This window comes from Aequorivita sp. IT1282, from assembly GCF_058068205.1.
Genome location: NZ_JBYRHR010000004.1, coordinates 139,094 through 154,661 on the forward strand (window position 1 = coordinate 139,094; position 15,568 = coordinate 154,661).

The 15,568-nt window shown below is 37.2% G+C and carries 15 protein-coding genes; 7 read left to right on the forward strand and 8 right to left on the reverse strand.

Annotation, left to right across the window (positions count from 1 at the left end; all coding sequences use genetic code 11):
* Window positions 1-37 precede the first annotated feature (37 nt).
* Window positions 38-1,054, forward strand: a complete 1,017-nt coding sequence (locus AC3RVG_RS09980; protein WP_489691320.1) for an App1 family protein phosphatidate phosphatase — start codon at window positions 38-40, stop codon at window positions 1,052-1,054.
* On the opposite strand, the gene ppk1 is transcribed toward AC3RVG_RS09980, so the two are convergent.
* The 5 genes from ppk1 to AC3RVG_RS10005 all read right to left on the reverse strand — a co-directional run bounded on the left by ppk1 (window position 1,051) and on the right by AC3RVG_RS10005 (window position 5,231).
* The gene (gene ppk1, locus AC3RVG_RS09985) at window positions 1,051-3,087 is read right to left on the reverse strand and encodes a polyphosphate kinase 1 (RefSeq protein ID WP_489691321.1); all 2,037 of its coding nucleotides are present in this window, start codon (window positions 3,085-3,087) and stop codon (window positions 1,051-1,053) included. The two genes, AC3RVG_RS09980 and ppk1, sit on opposite strands and share 4 nt — an antisense overlap.
* Before the next feature lie 70 nt (window positions 3,088-3,157).
* Window positions 3,158-3,475, reverse strand: a complete 318-nt coding sequence (locus AC3RVG_RS09990) for a helix-turn-helix domain-containing protein (RefSeq protein WP_489691322.1) — start codon at window positions 3,473-3,475, stop codon at window positions 3,158-3,160.
* A 48-nt stretch (window positions 3,476-3,523) separates the two neighbouring features.
* Window positions 3,524-3,649, reverse strand: a complete 126-nt coding sequence (locus AC3RVG_RS09995; RefSeq protein WP_489691323.1) for a type II toxin-antitoxin system HigB family toxin — start codon at window positions 3,647-3,649, stop codon at window positions 3,524-3,526.
* Window positions 3,650-3,813: 164 nt separating this feature from the next.
* Complete coding sequence (locus AC3RVG_RS10000) at window positions 3,814-4,428, reverse strand: deoxynucleoside kinase (RefSeq protein WP_489691324.1); 615 nt, start codon at window positions 4,426-4,428, stop codon at window positions 3,814-3,816.
* Between the two features lie 5 nt (window positions 4,429-4,433).
* A complete protein-coding gene (locus tag AC3RVG_RS10005) occupies window positions 4,434-5,231 on the reverse strand; it encodes a hypothetical protein (RefSeq protein ID WP_489691325.1) in 798 nt (265 codons plus the stop codon).
* A gap of 173 nt (window positions 5,232-5,404) precedes the next feature.
* Between AC3RVG_RS10005 and AC3RVG_RS10010 the strand changes: the two genes are divergently transcribed.
* The 3 genes from AC3RVG_RS10010 to AC3RVG_RS10020 all read left to right on the forward strand — a co-directional run bounded on the left by AC3RVG_RS10010 (window position 5,405) and on the right by AC3RVG_RS10020 (window position 9,953).
* The gene (locus AC3RVG_RS10010) at window positions 5,405-6,328 is read left to right on the forward strand and encodes a GLPGLI family protein (RefSeq protein ID WP_489691326.1); all 924 of its coding nucleotides are present in this window, start codon (window positions 5,405-5,407) and stop codon (window positions 6,326-6,328) included.
* A gap of 87 nt (window positions 6,329-6,415) precedes the next feature.
* On the forward strand, window positions 6,416-9,175 hold the full coding sequence (locus AC3RVG_RS10015) for a carboxypeptidase-like regulatory domain-containing protein (protein WP_489691327.1): 2,760 nt from the start codon (window positions 6,416-6,418) through the stop codon (window positions 9,173-9,175).
* A gap of 163 nt (window positions 9,176-9,338) precedes the next feature.
* Window positions 9,339-9,953 carry a DUF4230 domain-containing protein gene (locus AC3RVG_RS10020; RefSeq protein WP_489691328.1) on the forward strand — a complete coding sequence of 205 codons (615 nt, stop codon included), beginning with the start codon at window positions 9,339-9,341 and terminating at the stop codon, window positions 9,951-9,953.
* On the opposite strand, the gene AC3RVG_RS10025 is transcribed toward AC3RVG_RS10020, so the two are convergent.
* The 3 genes from AC3RVG_RS10025 to AC3RVG_RS10035 all read right to left on the reverse strand — a co-directional run bounded on the left by AC3RVG_RS10025 (window position 9,948) and on the right by AC3RVG_RS10035 (window position 12,545).
* Entirely contained in the window at window positions 9,948-10,274 is a 327-nt protein-coding gene (locus AC3RVG_RS10025) for a thermonuclease family protein (RefSeq protein WP_489691329.1), read from the reverse strand. The two genes, AC3RVG_RS10020 and AC3RVG_RS10025, sit on opposite strands and share 6 nt — an antisense overlap.
* Window positions 10,275-10,375: 101 nt before the next feature.
* Entirely contained in the window at window positions 10,376-10,681 is a 306-nt protein-coding gene (locus AC3RVG_RS10030; protein WP_489691330.1) for a rhodanese-like domain-containing protein, read from the reverse strand.
* A gap of 40 nt (window positions 10,682-10,721) precedes the next feature.
* Window positions 10,722-12,545, reverse strand: a complete 1,824-nt coding sequence (locus AC3RVG_RS10035; protein ID WP_489691331.1) for an aromatic amino acid hydroxylase — start codon at window positions 12,543-12,545, stop codon at window positions 10,722-10,724.
* A 133-nt stretch (window positions 12,546-12,678) separates the two neighbouring features.
* On the opposite strand from AC3RVG_RS10035, the gene AC3RVG_RS10040 reads away from it, so the two are divergent.
* The 3 genes from AC3RVG_RS10040 (at window position 12,679) to paaA (ending at window position 15,488) form a co-directional block, all read left to right on the forward strand.
* A complete protein-coding gene (locus AC3RVG_RS10040) occupies window positions 12,679-13,248 on the forward strand; it encodes a TetR/AcrR family transcriptional regulator (RefSeq protein WP_489691332.1) in 570 nt (189 codons plus the stop codon).
* A gap of 152 nt (window positions 13,249-13,400) precedes the next feature.
* On the forward strand, window positions 13,401-14,474 hold the full coding sequence (locus AC3RVG_RS10045; protein ID WP_489691333.1) for a 2Fe-2S iron-sulfur cluster-binding protein: 1,074 nt from the start codon (window positions 13,401-13,403) through the stop codon (window positions 14,472-14,474).
* 57 nt (window positions 14,475-14,531) lie between these two features.
* Window positions 14,532-15,488 (forward strand): 1,2-phenylacetyl-CoA epoxidase subunit PaaA, encoded by a 957-nt coding sequence (paaA, locus tag AC3RVG_RS10050; RefSeq protein WP_489691334.1) that lies wholly within the window; start codon window positions 14,532-14,534, stop codon window positions 15,486-15,488.
* Window positions 15,489-15,568 lie beyond the last annotated feature (80 nt).

The window sequence follows — 15,568 nt, forward strand, 5'->3', positions numbered from 1 at the left end:
CTTTTTTCGATTTCAATTTTCACTATCTTAGCTTGCTATGAATTTTTTCAAAAAAGATCCCATCCAGATTATTACATTTTGCAGTTATGGCACCTCAAACCATTTGTATGTAAAAGGTCGAGCACTGGAAGATGAAAATATAGATCTATCAAAAAAAGGATTTTTCAATCTTCTTTGGATTACGTACAAACGCTTCAAAACCGATTTGGTAAAAAATACTGCGCTTGTTTTAACTCTTCCCGACGGCAGAACTGTTGAAACCATTACAAGTGAACAAGGCTACTTTTTGATTGATTTAATGATTGAAAATCTGCTTTCGCTTACGGATGCCGAAGGTTGGCTTCATTATACTATTTCTTTTACTGAAGAGATTTCAGGGCGAAAAATTCAACAGGATAATATTTTTAAAGGCGAAATATTAATTCCTTCCGAAGAAGCCACATTTGGAATTATCAGTGATATTGACGACACAATTATGCACACTGGGCTTACCTCTTGGTTTAAATGGCGAGTGGTGAAAAACACTTTTTTCAAAAGAGCTGAAAAACGTATTCCGCTAGAAGGCGCTGCACATTTTTATAAAGCACTGCACCTCGGGAAATCTGGCTACGAAAGTAATCCTGTATTTTACGTGAGCCATAGTCCGTGGAATCTTTATAGCTATTTGGAAGTATTTCTTCAAAAGAATAATTTTCCGAAAGGCCCTATTCTGCTTCGTGATTTTGTAAATCCGTTTGCGAGAAAGTACATCCCAATAGCAATCGGGTCTGAAAAGCCACAGAAGCAGAAAGAAATTATCAATATTCTGAAAACATACCCACAACTGCCATTCATTTTAATTGGCGATAGCGGCGAGCACGACCCAGATATTTATACCGAAATTGCTGAAGCACATCCTGAACGCATACTCACAATCTACCTGCGAAATGTAAATCACAAACGAAAAATGCTACGCGTAAAAGGTCTCTTTAAAGATTACGAAACCGTGCCTGTATTATTAGTGGAAGATAGCAAAGCTGCAATCGCTCACGCCCAAGATAAGGGCTTTATTTAATGTGGATTTTTAAAATACTCATAAGTAGCCAGCTGCGACTGCACTTCTTTTTCTGAGTTTTTCACATATTCATTCTTCTGTTCGGCGTCGATAATACGCGCTTTTACATTATCTTCTAATTCAATGTTTAATAGCTCTCGAATGGTTCTTTTGTGGTCTTGGTCCATAATAGGCGTAACCACTTCTATACGGTGCGTTAAATTGCGCGTCATCCAATCTGCGGAACCAATGTAAATCTGTTCGTCACCATCATTTCCAAAAATATAAACGCGGCCGTGTTCCAAAAACCTATCTACAATACTTGTAATGTAAATATTTTCACTTTGGCCTTTTATTCCTGGCACCAAAGAACACATACCTCTAATTAATAAACGAACCTCAACCCCAGCATTGCTTGCTTTGTAGAGTTCTTTTATCATTCCTTCATCCTGCAGGCTGTTCATTTTTAAAATAATCAAGCCCTTTTTACCAGCAATTGCGAGTGCTATTTCTTGTTCTACCAAAGCCGTAAATCGTTCGCGTGTGGTAAAGGGTGAAACTAAAAGATGTTTTGCTTTTGGAATAATCATATCGCGCTCCAAAACCATAAAAACTTTCCTTAAATCTTTGGTTATTTTTTTATTAGCGGTCATTAACCCAAAATCTGTGTATAGTTTCGCCGTGTTCTCGTTGAAGTTACCTGTAGCAATGTATGCGTAACGTTTTATTTTGTCTTCATCTTCTCTTTCAATATATAGAATTTTGGAGTGTACTTTAATATCCGGATAACTGTAAATAACGCGCGCCCCATTCTTTCTGAAAATAGCACCCCATTTTAAATTATTATGCTCGTCAAAACGTGCTTTTACTTCAATAAAAATAGTTACATCTTTTCCGTTTTTTGCAGCTAAGGCGATGGCATCGTTTAAATCTGAATCGTCTGCGGCACGGTAAATAGTCATCTTTATCGTTGTAACCAGCGGATCAGTTGCCGCCTCTTGCATCAATTTAATTACAGGTCTAAAACTTTGATATGGATAATGCAGTAGTTGATCTTTTTTGTCAATTACTTCAAAAATTGAATCGCAGTCTGCCAAAATAGGGTGGGGAAGCGGAGGCAGTTTTTTATAATTTAATTGCTTTGTCGTTGGATTCGGGAACTGCATAAAATCTTTGAAATTATGGTAACGTCCGCCCAAAACTACATCGGTATGATTTACGTCTAACGCCTTCTTTAATATTTCGCGGAAAGCCTGCGGCATTTCCGGGTCTATTAAAGCTCTTGTTGCTTGGCCAGTATCGCGATCTGGAAGAGCAGCTTTAATTTTTTCCATCAAATTGCCAGAAAATTCATCTTCGATATACAATTCTGCATCGCGAGAAATTTTAAGTGAATGAAATTCACTAATTCCTTTTTCAGAATACTCCTTTTGCAGATTGTATTTCAGAATATCGTCTATAAAAGTGATGTGAAAATCCTTGTTATTTACAGATGGAAATACAAAGAATCTGGGTTCTGTGTCTGGTATTTCAACTATTAAAAATTCATCTTTGGTAGTTTGCGCCGCCAAATAAAGCCTTTCGTTTTTTACAAAAACAGTATCTGCCTCCGTACACGGTTTGCAACTAACTTCAGTAATTTGCCTCAAGCTTTCTTTATAATAGTTGGCTGCAATTTCTTTCTGTTCTTCTGAAAAATCTTCGTGACGAATTAGATGAATTCCTTCCGAAGCTAACTGCGGAATTATTTCTTCCTTAAAAATTCTACCGAACTCATTTTGTTGCACATCAACTTGTGCTTTAATTTCTTTTAAAACCTTATTAGGTTTGGTAATTAGCTTTTTCCGAAGAGGTTTTTCAAGGTTTTTTATCTGCCGTATATCCGAAACGCGAACCCGAAAAAACTCATCGAGATTGGATGAAAAGATTGCTAAAAATTTTATGCGCTCATAAAGTTGATTGCGTTTATCTCCTGCTTCTTGAAGCACACGATGGTTAAAGCGTAGCCAAGAAAGGTCGCGGTGATAAAATTTATTGTTGTAGAGTGAAGCCATAGTAGATACGGCAAATTAATTGTTTTAAAGCTAAGATTCTCTAAGGGAAACGTTAAGTTTTTAATGACAATTATCCGTTGAGAATTAAGCCAGCATCAATGTTTAGTTTATTGTGAAGATTTTTAGCCAATTCGATCGTGAGGCTGCGTTTACCGCTCAATATTTCACTTATGCGAGATGGTGTTGTTCCTAAAATTTCGGCTAAATCTTTTTGCTTTAGCTTTCTTTGGTACATTCTTAATTCAATCATTTCCTTTAAAGATTCGGGTTCAAAAGGAAAATTAGTTTCTTCGTAAGTGGCAATTTCATCTGAAATTGTATCAAGAATTTTTCCCTCTTGCTCAGATAATTGGCCTATTTCGGTCAATTTTTTAAGTAGAACTTCCATTTCTACATTTTTTGTTTTGTATTCTTTTTGAGTCAACATAATTCAGAATTAAATATTCTTTGCATCTATTTTATCATATTCGGCGTGAGTGCCTAAAAAGCGAATGTATATTTTCTTCGAAACAAATATTACAATACAGATTAAACGAAAATTGTTATCTTTAATATTGAACACATAGCGAGGTAATTTACAAAATTAGAAATAAATTCCATTAAATAGAATTATATTCCCTAAAATTGATTTTAAGGTATTTAGAATGTATAAAAAACCCCGTCAAAAATATTGACGGGGTTTTTATAAAAGGTACGGTCGAAGAGTTTTCAGTATTATTTTAGAATCTAAAATAAACCGTGCAATTCTGCATCAATTTTATTGATAACCTCACCCAAATGTTCGGGATCGTCCACAAAGTTTATGTTATCCACATCAAAAATAATTAGGTTGCCTTTGTCGTAATTATGAATCCACGCTTCGTAACGCTCGTTCAAACGACTTAGGTACTCTATGCTGATAGAATTTTCGTAATCACGACCGCGTTTGTGAATTTGGTCTACCAAATTTGGTATACTGCTCCGCAAGTAGATAAGCAAATCTGGACCTTCGGTAACGCTTTCCATAAGTTCAAAAAGCGAACGATAGTTTTCAAAATCGCGATTGGTCATTAAACCCATAGCGTGCAAGTTGGGCGCAAAAATGTAGGCATCTTCATAGATAGTTCTATCTTGAATTACCGACTTGCCTTTTTCACGAATATCGAGAATTTGACGAAAACGACTGTTCAAAAAGTAAATTTGCAGGTTAAAAGACCAACGCTCCATCTGATTGTAAAAATCGTCTAAATAAGGATTGTCTTCCACATCTTCATAATGGGCTTGCCATTTGTAATGTTTTGCCAATAAACGGGTAAGGGTGGTTTTTCCGGAACCTATATTTCCTGCAATCGCAACATGCATAATTGTTATTTCTTTGGAATGGTTAGTTTAAAAGTGTGCAAATTTTCGCCGTCATAAATATACAGGAAATCATTGCTAAGCTGCAAGTCTTTAATTGTTATTTCAGACAATTTCAACTTTACCGTTTCGTGCTCAATTTCGTTGTTGCGCCTTGCGAAATCGGGGATGTAGTATAATGCATTTTCCTTCAATGCTATTAGATTTTCATTCTGCTGAATTATCTTTTCGTAACCTTCTGAAGCTGCTTCATTAAGTATACTTCCGTAGCTATTATAGGCGCGAAGTTTCTTTTCGGTTAAAGTGAAACAATAATTAAAATTGCTTGCCTGTGATAGTAATTTCCCCGGAAAAGGTTGCGAAACCACTGTCTGCAATTTAGCGCCGTAGTTATAAAGTTCCAGCTGCTGGGTATTTACATTAAAAAGCCAGAGACTGTTATTGCCTGCGTTGGTAGCAGTGCTAACATTCAAAAATTGCGGTAGATTGTTGAAGTTTATGCGTTCAATTTCGTTGAACTTATTGTCTAGCATTAAAACTGTATTTGTGTCCTGAAAAAACACTACCACTTTCAACGGATTTATAATATCTACCGAAGTAATTCGCCCCAATTGCAAATCGTTAAATAGAAAATTGCCGTCGGGTCCTTGCTTGTTAATTACTCTATCTTTTATAAAGTAGGCGTTTTTGTAATTGTCCATACCTAGAAATCTATCAGCAACAAGCGGAACCTTACTAACGGGAACGAGACTTTGGGCAAGGCCAACTTGAGAGATAAGAAGAAAAAGAAGGAAAAGCTGTTTCATAAGGCTTGCAAGTTACAAAATGAAGGTTTTATTTGAACGAAAAATACTGTAACAGATTATACGCTGTGCCGTCTAAATGGTAGTCTGCAGTTTTTTTATAGACAGATTAAACTAACTTTAAACGATTTAGTCAAAGATTATGAGCTTTGACGCCTAACTTCAATTTACAATATATGATAAAATATATCTCAATTTTTCTGCTATTATTTTCTTTCACCATAAATGCCCAAAATATTAGCGGTCAAGCCTATTACGAATCTAAAACCACTGTAGATCTCGACGCTTTTGGCGGTAACCGCGAAATGACCGATGAAATGAAAAAGTCTATTGCGGAGCGAATGAAAGGTTTGCTCGAAAAAACATATATACTCACTTTCAACAAAGACGAGTCACTTTATAAAGAACAGGAAAAACTTGATGCCACGCCTATAAACCCAGGCTTTAAAATGATGATGAGCAGCTTTACTCCGGGCGTTCAGTACAAAAACATAAAAACATCACAGCTTGTTGAGGAGAACGAATTTTTTGGAAAACAATTTTTGGTAACAGACTCCGTACAAACTTTGGATTGGCAAATAACAAAGGAATCAAAGCAAATTGGACAATACATAGCTTTTAAAGCCACTGCACTGAAAAAAATTGATCCAAACGATTTAAGCATGGCACGCCCAAGAGGTAATAGAGGAGGAAGAAACGGTTCAGGAGATAGAGCGAAGGGAGACGAAATAAAAGAAAATACTGCAATAAAAAAAGATACTACACAGTCGGAAGACCCAATGGATATGATTGAAATTCCAAAGGAAATTGAGGTTACGGCTTGGTTTACACCACAAATTCCAGTTAGTAATGGGCCAGGGGAATATGGAGGTCTACCCGGACTTATTTTAGAATTGAACTTTTATAGAACCACGCTTTTGTGTTCTAAAATAGTGATGAACCCAAAAGAAGCTGATAAAATTGAAGCGCCCACAAAAGGCAAAAAAGTTACCCGTGAAGAATACATTAAAATTGTTAAGGATAAAACCGAAGAACTTCGCGAAAACTTTAGAGGTCGAGGTGGCAATGGCGGCGGCGGTCGTGGAGGTGGTGGATTTTAATAACAGTTTTTAATTAATTCTCAAAATAACAGGCAAATTATTTGTCTGGTCGAGCGCAGTCGAGACCTCATTACTACAATACACACTATGAAAAAAATCCTTTGTTTATCTGTTATTTTTATAGGCTTTTCCCTTTCTGCCCAAAGTATTAAAGTGAAAGGAACCATCAAAGATAGCATCGGCAATCCGTTGGAATTTGCCAATGTTATTGCAAGTATTAAGTCTTCGGGTGAAACCGAATCTTACGGAATTACCAATTACCAAGGCCGCTACCAACTAGATCTTCCAAAAGGAAATAATTACGTTTTAAGAGCAAGTTTTCTGGGTTATGAAAGCAAGGAGCAGACGGTAAATGTTTCTTCAGATTCAGAAAATATAGATCTAGATTTCATTTTAAATCCGCAGGAAAACCAGCTGGACGATGTAGAAATTGTTTACGAAATGCCCGTTACGGTAAGAGGAGACACAATAGTCTACAACGCAGATAGTTTTACAAATGGCGACGAGCGCAAACTGGGCGATGTGATGAAAAAACTCCCCGGCGTTGAAGTAAATGAAGACGGCGAAATACAAGTAGAAGGTAAAACCGTTACCAAAGTAATGGTTGAAGGGAAAGATTTTTTTGATGGCGATAGCAAACTCGCAACAAAAAACATTCCCGCAGATGCTGTTGCTAAAGTGGAAGTGCTACGTAATTACAACGAAGTAGGCCAAATGCGCGGTTTAGGAAATGATCAAGACAATGTAGCAATAAACATTAGATTAAAGGAAGGAAAAAAGGATTTCTGGTTTGGAGAAGTTACTGCTGGCGCTGGAATTGCAGATGAATACGGCGAAGATAGTGGCCGTTATTTAGTGCATCCAAAACTGTTTTATTACAGCCCAAAATACAGCATAAACCTAATCACAGATTTTAATAATATTGGCGAAGTTCCTTTTACGTTTCGCGATTATTTCAACTTTACGGGCGGGTTTAAAAATTTCAATAGAGGCGGCGGAACAAGTTTTAGAATCAGCGATAGCGACCTCGGTTTTGCAGTTGCACAAAACAATCGTGCAAAAAGTATTGACGCAAAATTTGTTGCGGGAAACTTCAGTTATGCAGTAAATGACAAACTAGATATTAGCGGTTTTGGAATTTTAAGCGACAACAAAACAAATATCGTAAACAACAGTATCCGTCAATATATTTTAACCGGAATTACTGAAAATACTAATGCAAGCAACGACCAGCGTAACCAGTTGGCAATGTTTAAACTGAGCAGCAGTTATAAACCCAGCACAAGTTTTCAAGTGGATTATGATGCTTTGGTGAAAACATCTAAACAAACCGAAGATGATGCCACTATTTCAATAGTTGGCGGAAATCAAAACGATATTTCAGAAGTGAAGGAAAACAAACCTTTCTCTATAAATCAGACGGCGAATGCCTATTTCACTTTAAACGACAAGAATATCTTCGCTGCGGAAGTGCAACATTTATATCAAAATGAAGATCCTTTTTATCAAGCAGAACAGGATTCCATTCCGTTTCGGGGTGTTTTCACGGTTATAGATCAAGAGGATCCTTTTAATAGTGATGCCGATACTTTTGATCCTTTAGTAGAATCAGACCGTTACAACATCAATCAAAATAAAACTGTAAAAAGCAATAAGCTGGACGCGAAGGTCGATTATTATTACGTTCTAAATAATTTAAGCAATATTAATTTAACCGTCGGAACTACCTATAGCAATCAAAATTTTAACTCTGCGATTTTTCAGATTTTGGATAATGGCGATGAAAATACTTTTACTGACGACGATTTCAACAACGATGTAACCTACACTTTTACGGATGCCTTTTTCGGACTTCATTATAAATTGAAATCGGGGAAATTCATTTTTACTCCAGGAGCTACACTTCACAATTATAGTTTGAAAAACGAACAATTAGGCACAACTGCCACTCAAAACGATTGGATGGTTTTACCAGATGTAAATGTGATTTTAGAATTGAAGAAAAGTGAAAACTTGCGTTTTAACTATGCAATTACTTCAGAATACAGCGATGTAAATAATTACGCACAAGCTTATGTTTTCAATAATTATAACCGTCTTTATCGCGGAAATAGAGAACTGGAAAATTCGCTTTCGCACAGTTATAATTTAACGTATTTCAGTTTTAATCTTTTCAACTATACAAACATCGGCGGAAATTTAAGTTACACCCGACGTATTGACGCTATTAAAACAAACACCCAATTGGAGGGAATAAACCAAGTGAGCAGCCCCGTGAATTTTGATAGTAACTTTCCCGATGAAACATTTTCGGCGGTTGGAAGATTTAGTAAAACGATTAAAAAAGTTCAGTTTAAGCTAGATGCGGCAATGGTTTTAAGTAAAACAAACAATACTATTAATAACGAAATTCGCGAGAGCCAAAGTTTAACTCAGAATTACAACGCCAGTATTTTAAGCAACTTTAAAACCTTCCCGAATTTTGAAGTGGGTTATCGTTTCACCAAAAATGAATACGACAATGGCGGAATTGAACAGACTTTTTTCACAAACCGTCCTTACGCAAATGTGAATCTTCGCTTTTTGAAAAACTTCAACTTTTTTGCGGAGTGGGACTATTATAATTACACCAACGATGCAAAAACGGTAGAGAATAACTATTCGTTTATAAACGCGAATTTGTATTACCAAAAAGGCGAAAGTCCGTGGGAGTTTTCAATTCGCGCTACAAATCTTCTGGATACCAAATCTATTAACAACGATAGCTTTAATGATCAATATAACACTACTTCGCAATATTTTGTAATGCCGCGCATTGCGATGCTTGTGGTAAAATATGATTTGTAACTGCCATTGCGAACGAAGCGAAGCAATCCCTATAAATTTTCTTAAAGTATAATTAATGGTATATTCATTTCAATTGAAATATGATTATTTTTGAACACCATCTTCGCAATCTTAAGAGTCTTATGTCTTACATCATATAGCGAAGCGGTCTTAAGTCTTTTTTATGCGAAATATCTTACTCGGAATTGTAATTGCATTCGTCATCGTCTTCGGCCTTCGCTATTGCGAAAACAAAAAAGATAACCGTGAAATTCTCGAAGCCAATACAGCGCTAATTCAAAAAGAATTGAAAAACGTAGGTAAACTGATTGTAACCGAAGGGAGTTACGCCCAAGTTTTCAGTTATAACGATAGCAAAGATTTAATGTATGGCCTTTTTGATGCCCGAAAAAAAGCGTTGATTGTAGTAAATGCAAAAGCTACAATCGCGTACGATTTAAGCCAAGTAAACACTCAAGTGGACGAAGCGACGAAAACAGTAACGATTACAAACATTCCTGAACCGGAGCTTTCCATCAACCCAAATATTCAATATTACGATGTAACGCAAGATTACTTAAATCAGTTTACCGCCGCAGATTACAACAAAATAAAACAACGTGTTGAAAAATCGCTTCGGAAAAAAATAGAAGCTTCAGAATTGCGGACAAATGCAGATAACCGACTAATTTCTGAACTTCAGAAAATTTTTATTTTGACGAATTCCATGGGTTGGACCTTGAAATATAACACAACCGTGGTTGAAAATGAAGCCGAGCTACAAAAACTAAAATTATAGCATATACTCTTTAGCGTGCCCGTTTTGAACTAGCCACAGATTTAAGTCTATATCGCCAATGATGATATTTGCCAGATAACGACCGTATTTTTCCTGCTTGTCCTTGTAAGAATTGATTGTAACTTCTTTGTTAAGAATCATCGCACGTACAATGTCGCGCACCACCAAACCTTTCTCTCTTTCTTCTCCGCGCAATTCGGGGGTGTCTATTCCATAGAGCCGAAATTTCATTTGCTGAAAGTGAAAAAATCCTAAATCCACCATAGCAGTTACTGTGTCACCGTCATAAACAGAGATTATTTTTGCTTTGTACTGATACATAATTTCAATTTTTTGTGATTAGCATTTATAAAGCTACAAAAAACTGACAATCAACTACTTAAAAACAAAGGTTTATTTTGGCACTTCCTTTTGGCTGAGAATTATAATTTCTGACTCAGACTGTGCCAGCCACCGCCGTTCATAGCTTCAACGCCACCACTTTTTAGAATTCCAGCTGCACTTGCACTACGCATACCACTGGCGCAGCAGCAAATTACAGGTTTGTTCCATTTTTTTATTTCCCCCATTTTTGAAGTAATAGTCTGCAGCGGAATATTTTTGGAACCCGGAATGGCTCCACCGTCATATTCACCTTTGGTGCGTACATCAATGATGATTGCACCACGGCTTTTAAAATCTTCAATTTTCTTTGATTTGTTTCCGAATAAAAAATCTAATAATCCCATAGTATAGTTTCTCCTCGAACGTAGTCGAGAGGTTTTTTAATTAATAATTATTTTGTTGAGCACTGAGCGGAGCCGAAGTGCTTTTATTGAAAGAAGTCGAGGCATCAATTAGCTCCAATCCTCCCTCAATTAAATGTGCCGCTTTTGGTCTTTGTTCCTTCAAATTTAAAAGATGTTGCAATATTTCTTCTGAAAAATCTGAGTCTTCTTTAGAAACCAGCTCATAAATTTCCAAGGGAAGCAACCAATCGGTAGCGTGGTTTTCTTTTAAAGCTTCAAATATTTTTTCTAATTTGTTCCCCTCCTTCGAAGGAGGGGTTAGGGGTGGATGTTCATTACGAATCTCACGAACTTCTTTATAGAGTTCATTGAGCTCTTTTTCTTTCTCGGTTTGCTCAACGCGAATTGTTTCACTTGAAGCAATATGTGTCGCCAGATTAAACGAATTATAATCTGCCGCGCCAGCAAATGCCGAAACAATTTCTTTACCAACCGCCATGTCAAAATCACCCATTTCTGGTGAAAACAATACCTCGTCTTTATATTTTACCGTACAATCTGTAAATTGAATTAACATTAATTCGCCTCTCAAATTTCGAATTCCTGTAACGTTCAAACCCTTTACGGTTATGCCGCTTTCAAATTCAAATTCAATGGGCTTTCCATCATAAAAACTATAAGCCTGCAAATCGCGAGGTCCCATATTTTCTATCGCAAGATTTATTCCTTTTAATTTCCCAAGCGGCGATCCGAAACGGTTTTTATGTCTACTAATTCCTTGACCAATAACTTCTTTTTCGCGGTAACTAAGTGCAGTTTCGCCTTTGGTTTCAAAATAAACTACTTGGTTGTCTTCGTTTTTAATCATTCTATTAAAATGACCGCTTATCTGTAAACCGGTACTAATTTCTATCGTTCCAAGTTGTTTGGATTTTATCAGTTTTTTCAAACCTCGCCATCCACCTTTTCTCACAGCCATTGTATTTGCAAATTCTTCTAAAACTTCCTGCAAATAAGCAAAATCTGGCGTAACGTAAAGCTGTGGTTGCGGTTTTGTAATGTCGAAATCTTGGTAAGCAGCATCTATGGAATAAGGTATTTTCTTCACCTCGTCCTTCATACACCAAACGCTTTCGCCAATGGAAGAAAGCAGACCTGCGCCATAAATTTTAGGATTTTTAACTGTACCAACCATGCCGTATTCAACAGTCCACCAATGCAAGTTTCGAATTAAAGAAATCTCGGAAGCTTTCACTTTTTTGTTTTGAAGTTCTTCAACTCGTGTTTCGGCAGCGTTAATCAATTCTTTCGAAATACCCTCTGCTTCCTTTAAAATAGAGAGTTCACGTACTGCTTCGTACATATCAATATCGTGAGCGCTGGAAATTGCTTTGGCGCCAATTTCTCCAAAACGGCGTAAATATTCCGCATAATCTGGACTCGCAATAATAGGCGCATGACCCGCACCTTCGTGAATAATATCGGGCGCTGGCGTGTATTCAATGTTTTCAAGTTGACGAATATCGCTAGCAATTACAAGCACTTTATAGGCCTGAAATTCCATAAAAGCATTCGGTGGAATAAATCCATCAACGGCAACTGCCGCCCAACCAATTTCTTTCAAAATACGGTTCATTCCGTACATCGATGGAATTTCATCTATGGAAATACCAGTTTTTTTCAAGCCTACCAAATAACTTTCGTGGGCAACTTTGGCGAGATAATTTACATTTTTTCGCATTACATAGCGCCAAACAGCTTGGTTTATGGGCGTGTATTGCTCATAATTCTGTGGTTTTATATACTGTTTTAAATGCGGCGGTAACCGGTCCAACAGTTCGTTGGTTTCAATCTTAATTTCCATAATTCAAAAGTAATTGGTTTTGTTTTGAAAACATCTCGCTCCTTCCCAATTTTTAGGTAAATTGGGTATTTACATTTTGGCAAATAAAATCGGATCGGGTGCTCAGCCCTAAAATTCCTATATTGCATCGTCAATGAAAACAATCTCCCGAAAAGAAGAAATAATAGCAACTGCATCCCGACTTTTTTATGAAAAAGGCTACACTGCAGTTTCTATGCGCGACATCGCTACGGCCCTAAATATAAAGGCTGCGAGTCTCTACAACCACATAAAAAGCAAGCAGGAAATACTTTCAGAAATCATACTGAAAGTTGCCGAAGAATTTACCGTTGGAATGGAAAGTGTGGTCGCTGAAAATAGTTCGGCAATCAAAAAGATTGAAAAAGTAATCGAACTTCATATAGATATTACGGTTAACTATTCCGAAGCATTAGCCGCTTTAAACAACGACTGGATGCACCTTGAAGAGGCAGACCTTAGCGCTTTTGTAAAAATGCGTGAAGATTACGAACAGAATTTCCGAAGTATAATTAAACAAGGCATTCAGGCTGGTGAAATGAAACCGCATCATCCCGAAGTTATTCTATTTTCAATACTTTCCACATTGCGTACGTTGTATTTGTGGAATCAAAAAAGAGGTAAAGTAGATGTGAATATTCTAAAAAAGGATATGGTTTCTGTTCTCATTAAAGGGATAATATAAAATGTCTGTTCGAGTCATTCGACTTCACTTAGCCTAAACTGAAGTCGAGAACTATTTTAGGACGTCCCGACTGCGCTCGACGAGACAAAATAATAATTTGCAATTCTAACTAACAAGCGTTAGTTTTGTTAACTTAATTCGATAAAAAACAAGTGGCGAAATTTCATAAAATAAAAATAAAGGACGTTTACAAAGAGACCGACGATTGTTCGGTAATAACTTTTGATGTCCCCGATAATCTGGCTGAAGAATTTCACTTTCGCCAAGGTCAACACTTAACTTTAAAGGCAGACATAAATGGCGAGGACACCCGCCGTTCCTACAGTTTGTGTTCCAGTCCCATTGATAAGCAATGGCAAGTAGCGGTTAAGACAATTCCTGGAGGTGCTTTTTCAACTTTTGTAAATTCCACTTTAAAGTCTGGCGATATGCTAGAAATTATGGAGCCCAGCGGAATGTTCGGTGTTAAAGCTGATCCAGAAAAAGCCAAAAACTATCTGTTTTTTGCTGCAGGAAGCGGAATTACACCAGTGCTTTCAATGATTAAAACCCATTTAGCACTTGAGCCAAACGCAACTTGCAAATTGTTTTATGTGAATAAAACCGCGAAATCCATTATCTTTAAAGAGGCTTTGGAACAATTGCGGAACAAATATTTCGGAAGGCTAGAAATTTATTATTTTCTTACGAAAGAGCGTCGGGATATCGATCTTTTTAACGGTCGTTTTGATGATGAAAAAATGAAGGTGCTAACCAAAACTTTTATCGACATTCCTGATACGAGTGAAGTGTTTTTATGCGGCCCCGAAGAAATGGTAAATTACTTAAGCAACTATTTAATAGATGCTGGCTTGCCGAAGGAATTAATTCATTTTGAATTGTTCGTTACTGGTCTAACCGAAGAAGATAAGCAACGTGCCGAGCGTTTGGCGCAGCAAAATGTGGAAGGTGTGGAGGTAACCATTGTAGATGCAGGAAAAGAATTCCAATTTAGAATGACCAAAGATTTTGATAATATTCTCGATGCCGCTTTGGCTGCGGGTGCCGATTTACCCTTCGCCTGTAAAGGTGGGGTTTGCAGTACTTGTAAATGCCAAATTTTAGAAGGCAGCGTTGAAATGAAAATAAATTATGCCTTGAGCGATAAAGAAGTTGGGCAAAACTTAGTGTTAAGTTGCCAAGCCGTTCCAACTTCAGAAAAAGTGAAAGTAGATTTTGATGTATAAAGCATTGCTAGACCTGACAGGTTTTTAAAACCTGTCAGGTCTGAAAAAGATAGAATTATGAGCGAAAAAGAAGTTAAAAACCTAGAAGAAATTTTTGAAGCTCGCATTGCGCGCGATGAAAAAATTGAACCGAAAGATTGGATGCCGGAGAAATACCGTCAAACACACATTCGGCAAATGAGCCAGCACGCACATTCTGAAATTGTTGGAATGCTACCAGAAGGAAACTGGATTACTCGAGCTCCTTCGTTACGCAGAAAAGCCGCACTGCTTGCAAAAGTTCAAGATGAAGCTGGTCACGGATTATACCTTTATTCGGCCTGCGAAACTTTAGGTATTTCGCGTGATGAATTATATGAACAACTTCACAGCGGAAAAGCGAAGTACTCCTCAATTTTTAACTACCCCACAGTTACTTGGGCCGATATGGGCGCAGTAGGCTGGTTAGTTGACGGAGCAGCGATTATAAATCAAGTGCCGCTTTGCAATACATCTTTCGGACCGTATGCTCGTGCTATGGTGCGCGTTTGTAAGGAGGAAAGTTTTCACCAACGCCAAGGTTTTGAAATTATGTTAACGCTTTGCCGTGGTTCTGAAGAGCAAAAGGCAATGGCGCAAGATGCGTTAAATCGTTGGTGGTGGCCAAGTTTGATGATGTTGGGACCAACAGATGCTGAATCAATCCACACAGAGCAATCGATGAAGTGGAAACTAAAACGAAAAAGTAACGATGAATTACGTCAACAATTTATAGATCAAACTGTGCCGCAAGCAGACTTATTGGGACTTACAATTCCAGATCCAGATATGAAATTCAATGAAGAAACTAGTAGTTATGATTTTGGCGAAATTAATTGGGACGAATTCTGGCAGGTAGTAAAAGGCCACGGACCTTGTAACAAAGAAAGAATGAGTGCCCGTGTTAACGCCTGGAATAATGGTGAATGGGTACGCGATGCGGCAATGGCGCACGCAGAAAAAAATGCAAATAAAAAAGTAGCGAAAGCAAGTTGAAAAAAGACAAAAGACAATAGGACTTAAGACGTAAGACAAATAAATTATGGTCTTACGTCCTATGTCCTAGAGCGAAGCGC